Here is a 6,858-nt window from a genome sequence, read left to right on the forward strand (position 1 = left end):
TTTTGCTTGTCTTCTTTTCGCAACACTAAGGTAAGTGAAAATTCTGACATGGCAAAATCCTGGGCAACTTTTTGTTGCTCAGGCACTTATAAATAATGTTAAACTATAGTGTTGCGGAATTAAGGTTAATAAAAACAGATTTATTCAAGCAAAAAATCGGTGATAAAAAATCTTAAAACATTCTTTATCCCCGATTAAATATCGTATCTTTGCAACCGAAAGAGTTCTTTGGATGGTTATGCAAATCACAGCAGGATGATACATTCTGTTTATTTCTAATTCGTAACCTCTTCTTTTTATGAGATAAAAACTTATCTCATTCTCAATCACTTATAAAAAATACGTACTTTCGCTGGATTAAACTCTGAGGAATATCTTGGCGCTTTGGAATTGGCAGGACGGATTTATTTTAAAAATTCTTTATATGCGCAAGCCAAAGAAACCTATGAAAAGTATTTGAAAATTTCAATCAATTATGATATGTTTAAAGATTCATTATTTGTTGATTGTAATGCTTTTACACAATTGGCTGAATGCGAAAATGTGTTGGGTAATTATCAGAATGCTGAAGAATATTTTGCAATAGCTGATTCTCTGTTTACTAATTTTAGTCAACAAGGAAAATACAAGTACATACATTTTCTTTTGTTGAATAAGCGTGGTAATAATCTGATCATGTTAGGCGAAAGAGAGCTTGCTATGGAGTGTTTTGAAAGAGCTGCCCAAATTGAGACAGGAAAGAATGATGAAAGAAGCAAGTTGATTACCATGAACAATCAGGCATGCTTACTTTTGAAAGAAGGTTGTCAAGAGGCTTACGAACAAGCTTATCAAATATTCCTGTTGATATGTCAAGAGTACGAAAAGTTAGGATTGAAAAAGTCTCAAATGTATGGCACAAGTAAGACCAATTGTGCCTTTTGTGAAATGAATTTGGGAAAAGGAACAGAAGGGCTCAAGTCTATCAATGAAGGAATTGCTATATTAGAGTCTTTAGGAAAGACCAAAGATCTCAATTATTTTGTTGCGCTCATAACCAGAATTGGATTATTGGGGATGACAGACGATCTTTATAATATAGAAAAGTATAGTCTCCAGTTGTCTGATTATGTTTCAGGTCAATTGCATGATGTCTTTCCATACTTGACCGAGAAAAATAGAAGTGCATTTTTTGAAAAACTTACAAGTTGGGGTACCTTTCTCCTTCCTACTCTGGCAGAAGAATATAAGACACCAGTATTGCTGAAGGCTTTGTATAATAGTATCTTGCAAACACGTGGAATCTTGCTGAATAGCACATTGAATATTGATCGTATCTTGCGGAAAAGCTCAAATGATGAATATAAATCTCTCTATAATCAATACATGGAAGCTAAGAAAAGGAAGATAGATTATGCAATACAAGAAAAATTGGAGAGGAAGATTCTGGAGATATTGCCGTCACAAGGTGATTTTCTGAAAGATATGAGTATCAATGTTGATAGTGTCCGGGAACATCTTGGTTACAGAGACATTGCTGTGGAATTTCTTGCTGTAGAAAATGTAGATGATGAAGATTCCTGCTATTATGCTTTGACACTGAAACATAATGATTCTATCCCTCATATATATAAAATATGTTCCAATATAGAACTTCGGGATATTTGCCAGCAACCTCTTGGAACTCTTTATGATAAGGTGTGGGGTACTCTGAGTAATGAACTGCAAGGAGTTTCTAATGTTTATTTTGCCGTAGATGGTGATTTCCATAAGATTCCGATTGAATATTATCCTGATTATGAAGGAAAGAGCCTGTTTGATAAGAAACAATGTTTTCGTCTCTCTTCTACGCGAGAAATTGTCAAGCAAAAAACTATTCATCCACAAAATATAAAAGATGTGGTTATCTATGGAGATATTGACTATGATTATAGTGAAAATATAGCAGATAGCGTAGCTGTTCAAGATGAGGTTGACTATATAGAGTATGTAGATAGTGTGGATGCGGAAAGAGGAGCTTTGGATTTGTTCTTGCCATTGAAAGGTACAAAGTATGAAATGGAACAAATTACAGCAATCCTTAAGAAAAAAGGCTTGACTCCTATTTGTCGTAGGGGTGAGGAGGCAACAGAAGAATCTGTGAAAGCTCTCAGTTACAATAGTCCGACGTGGCTTCACATAGGAACTCATGGTTTTTATTCTGCAGAACCAGTAACTTATGATGAAAATGATGAAGATGAGGAGCATGCAGAATACCAGAGTACAGAGGAAAATGTATTGTCTAAATCGGCCATGGTTTTTGCTGGTGCCAACAATACGTTGTTAGAAGGAAATTCCGACAGTAATCATGATGGCTTCTTGACTGCATACGAAATGTCAACATTGGATTTGTCAAAAACAGACATGGTTGTCATGTCTGCTTGTGAATCTGGACTTGGGGATATTGGTAGTGAAGGCGTGTTTGGTTTGCAGAGAGGTGTGAAAAAAGCTGGAGCTAATAGCATATTAATGACTCTCAATAAAGTGAATGACCATGCCACGACTTTGTTTATGGTGCGTTTTTATCAAGGATTGATAGATGGTCTTTCTAAAAATAGAGCTTTATTGGATGCACAAGAGTATTTGAAAAATGCTGAGGGTGGAAAATGGAATGATATGAAATATTGGGCATCTTTCGTTTTGCTTGATGGTTTGAATTAAAAAATAATAATTATGAGGAAATTGTTTGTTATTTGGCTATTTTTGTTAGCTTGCGTCTCAAGTTCCTATTCACAGGACGTCAGTAGGGAAGAGTTTGAAAATATAATTATTGAGATTAATTCTCAATTACCGATGTCAATGGGACCAACAATGACATGGGAGTCAATGTCTATGAAAGACAAAGAGGTTTTTTGCAAATTTCAAATTAATGACATTGGTAATACTTTGTCAAAAATGCAATTATCCGAAGAACAATTGAAGAATAACATCAAGATGATGTTAGCTGGTTCGGATGATACAAAAAAACTATTTCAGACAATTGCGGAACTAGGTTTGAATTTTCATGTATCCATGGTCAGCGAGAATACAGGGGATTCCAGAGAAGTCATATTTACCCCTGCGGAGCTAAGAGAGTGTGTGGAGTCTGGCGTGTCTTTAGATGTTAAGGTCAATATGATATTGGAAGCGACTAAGCCTCAATTACCCGTGACACTTATGGCAGGAATGACCATCATAAATATGCAAAAGCAAGATGGCTTTATAGTTACAGTTATCGAAGTTGATGAAAACCAATATAATCTGGCAGGCTTTCAAAGTAAAAAGGCTTTGGAAGGCATCGAGAATTATGCCAATACAGACATGGCGACCCAATACCAGTGGCAACTTTTTGCAGAAGCGGGTTTGGGGGTTCGTTATACCTATATCGGTAGCATATCTAAGAAATCCATCAACCTAGACATACCTAATCAGCGTCTGAAAGAATTATTGAAAGAGAAAAATGAGTAATAAGTACGACATATTTATCAGTTATAGGAGAAAGGATGCTGGTGACAAAGCCGAGCATTTGAAAGACTTGTTGGAACCTTATTATAAAGGTAGAATAAGCTTTGATAGAGAAAACCTTACAGGAAAATTTAATGTTCAACTTATTGAACGAATAGATCATGTAAAGGACTTTTTGCTTGTTATTGGCAAAAACTCTCTCTGTTATAATAATGAAGACAAAAGCAAAGAATCTATTGCATTTTATAATGAGCTAACAAGTCTGTCGCAAGATGCTTTCGCTAGGCGAATCAATGAGCTGGGACCAGATGCCAATATTGATTATGTGCGCATAGAGATTGGTCGTGCTTTGAGGAGACATGATTTACATATTATTCCTGTCGTTCCCGAGCGTTCTCAGGATTTTAATTTTGCAGCTCTAGACCTTCCATCTGATATGGCTGGGATAAAGGCATACGAAGCTGTATTCTATAGTGAAAGCCCTGATGCCCTTTTTAAAGATGTAGTGCCTAAAGTTAGAAAGCATTTAAAGAGCAAGTCTGACTTTATCTATAAAAAGATTTGTTTTGCTGTAATTTTGTTCCTATTTATAATTTCATTTGTTGGCATGAGTGGTTGGTTCCATTATCAAAAAGCCCAATTGGAACATTCACGAGTTGCTTTAATCGACTCGTTGGATATGAAGTACAAGAATTTCAACCCAAACTTCAATCCTAATATTTCAATAGAAAAGTTACATGCAGTCCAAGACATATTGGAAAAGATGGAATTTGTTGAAGGGGGAAGTTTTATGATGGGACCTTCTTTACTGTCTAATGGAACTTATAGTGAAGATGTTGAAGAAGATTTGGAAACTCCACCTATCAAGCAAACGGTAACATCATTCTATATGGGAAGGTATGAAGTGACGACATTTCAATGGTGTAAAATCATGGAAGAAGATTTTGATGAAAAAGATGCATTGCTTCCAAAGACCAATATATCGCTTTCCGAATGCCAAGCTTTTTGCGATTCTCTTTATAATCTAACGGGAATTAGTTTTTGTGTACCAACGGAATCTGAGTGGGAGTATGCTGCACGTGGTGGGAATATGCCTGAAGGTACAATCTATGCTGGGAGCAACAACATCAAAGAGGTAGCTTGGTACAAAGAAAATTCATCTGTCAAGCCCTATATTTGTGATGCAACCAATAGTGGAATGCATTGCAATTCTTGCAATTTGTTTGACATGAGTGGAAATGTAAGTGAATGGTGTTTGTGGACAGACTCTATCCATCGCTTATACAAGGATATGGCAACTCAAAAAGTCACGATTTCTGATGTTATCTATAATAAAAACAACAGTATTATACGTGGTGGTAACTATATGAGTGAACCTTATGAATTGACTGTTTATCATAGAGAAGTTTCTGATAAGAATCAAAAATCACCTAATATAGGATTAAGAATTATTTTCAAAAAATAATAAGTATGAAAAAGTTATTAGTTGTTTTCTTCGTTGCATTATGGGCTATCTCAGCAAATGCACAACAAAAGTTAAGTGCGCAAAGTCAAAAGCTATACGATGCTTGTTGGGCACTTCGTACTGCAATTTCTGCAGGAAATACATCAAGTCTTAAAAGTGCCAATGCTGCATTCAAAGCTTGTAAGGCTGGTGATTTCAGTTCTCTCAGAGTTACATCTACCAAAACGAAATCTTTAAATGGATATTTTGTCTGGGATGAAGAATTTGTTGATGAACTTATTGCTGGTCGTGATGTTCGTAAGTTTGCGCAAAAGTATTCTGACAATCGTGCGGTACGAGGAACAGGAACAAATGGCTTGTTTACGAAAACTTTGGTTGTAGCAAAGAAAAGCAGTTTAAAGTTTTCTTTTCCTTCTAGAGGTTTGGAAGAATTGTCTGTTATTTCTGAACCAGGAGGCAAACTTACTCTTCGCATTTATGATAAGAGAGCGAAGAAGTGGTATAATGATACAGAGGATGTAAAGAGAGGTAGAGCTGCCCGCACAAGAATCATCAAATTACCACAAGATGTCGTCTCTACGTTGGAAGTGGAAGTTATCAATTGTGGAAATAATGATGTAAGTTTTGTGGTAATTAGTAATTAAAAGATGAAGCGCTATTTTGTAATTTTGATATCTTTTGTATTCTTTGCAACAATGTCTGTAGCTGAGAATAAAGAAGACAACCTTGTTATTGAATTTTTAACTATACAGCAATGTATAATTAAAAATGAGATTGGTATGGCTCGACAAATGCTTGACAAAATTAAAATCAAAGCAACAAACTCTGATAATTGGCATGATAAATATGAATACTATAGAACTTTGGGAGATATCTACGCTTTTTATGATAATAAAACCGAAGAAGCAATTGATAATTTTATAAATGCCTTAAAAGCCTATCCGCCTAACGCCTTTCTTGATCAAGAATACCTTGGAACAACATATGATTTATGCTGCCTTTTTGAGCAAACGCAACAATGTTATATTGGCGAAAAGTATGCAGCACATGCACTTGTTAGGGCTCAAGCTGTTGTTGATAGTTGTTTTTTCTCCTCTGGTTTATTTTCGTATTTGGCAAAATCTTATGAAAACCGTGGAGATACAATTATGCCACTTCGGTTTCATTTAAAAGCTCAAGAACTTAGTATTCGGTACAATATACTAACAACTGAACCTGATTCTGTTGAGATATACAATGAGCGATTAAACAATATGTTGAGATTGCTTCATTATAGTAGGAAAGATTTCTCCGATACCGATCCTTCCTATTTAAGAATTCTTAGTGACTATTATGTATGGGTGTCTAGGGCAGGTAATTTGCCGGAAGCAATTTGGCTTGGTGAATATATAATGAAAAATGCCCAAAAATATTCTATTGATGAAGATATATGTCTTTACAATACGTATTATTATCTTTTGTACAATTATGCGGTTTATGGTAAAATAAATGAATTGCAGAATCTTTATCATCACGCAGTTAAATACTATTCTTTATATCCAGATAAAACCATAACAGAATCTATTCTTTGTCTGGGAATTGCAAATGGATTTATGGAAAGTTCTCGCTTTAAGGAAGCTTTGGAATATTTGAAAATCGCCAAACTAAAAAATAACAAAAAGTTATATCCTCAGATAGAAATGAAAATCAACCATTTTATAAACGAATACCTGTTGGCGGAATTAAAAAACCGCCTGAAAATTAGTATATTTTTATGGAGAAAAAGTTGTGCATCTCGTTGATTTTTAGTAACTTTGTAGTGTCAAATTATAAAGTTATATATTTCACGCTATGCACAACTTGTATGCAAATTTCGTAAAAATTCTTGAGATATGCAAGGATTTCTCCAAAAATTTAGTTAATGAGCTAGGAAATATTCCTCGCCCAGGAGT

The 6,858-nt window shown here is 35.0% G+C and carries 5 protein-coding genes and 1 pseudogene; all 6 read left to right on the plus strand.

All coding sequences use genetic code 11. The features are described 5' to 3' along the window. The first annotated feature begins 384 nt into the window (after positions 1-384). The gene (locus tag EXN75_RS16810) at positions 385-2,679 is read left to right on the plus strand and encodes a CHAT domain-containing protein (protein WP_134844694.1); all 2,295 of its coding nucleotides are present in this window, start codon (positions 385-387) and stop codon (positions 2,677-2,679) included. Between the two features lie 171 nt (positions 2,680-2,850). After that, positions 2,851-3,465, plus strand: a complete 615-nt coding sequence (locus tag EXN75_RS16815; RefSeq protein ID WP_134844695.1) for a hypothetical protein — start codon at positions 2,851-2,853, stop codon at positions 3,463-3,465. Next, the gene (locus EXN75_RS16820) at positions 3,458-4,927 is read left to right on the plus strand and encodes an SUMF1/EgtB/PvdO family nonheme iron enzyme (protein ID WP_118119630.1); all 1,470 of its coding nucleotides are present in this window, start codon (positions 3,458-3,460) and stop codon (positions 4,925-4,927) included. The genes EXN75_RS16815 and EXN75_RS16820 overlap by 8 nt, the downstream gene beginning before the upstream one ends. Positions 4,928-4,932: 5 nt before the next feature. After that, positions 4,933-5,571 (plus strand): hypothetical protein, encoded by a 639-nt coding sequence (locus EXN75_RS16825; RefSeq protein WP_118119633.1) that lies wholly within the window; start codon positions 4,933-4,935, stop codon positions 5,569-5,571. Between the two features lie 3 nt (positions 5,572-5,574). After that, positions 5,575-6,708, plus strand: a complete 1,134-nt coding sequence (locus tag EXN75_RS16830; protein WP_134844696.1) for a hypothetical protein — start codon at positions 5,575-5,577, stop codon at positions 6,706-6,708. Further along, positions 6,681-6,858: pseudogene (locus EXN75_RS18410) on the plus strand (IS982 family transposase); the annotation flags it as partial. The gene EXN75_RS16830 and the pseudogene EXN75_RS18410, both read left to right, overlap by 28 nt.

Source organism: Segatella hominis, assembly GCF_004535825.1.
Taxonomy (GTDB): Bacteria; Bacteroidota; Bacteroidia; order Bacteroidales; family Bacteroidaceae; genus Prevotella; species Prevotella hominis.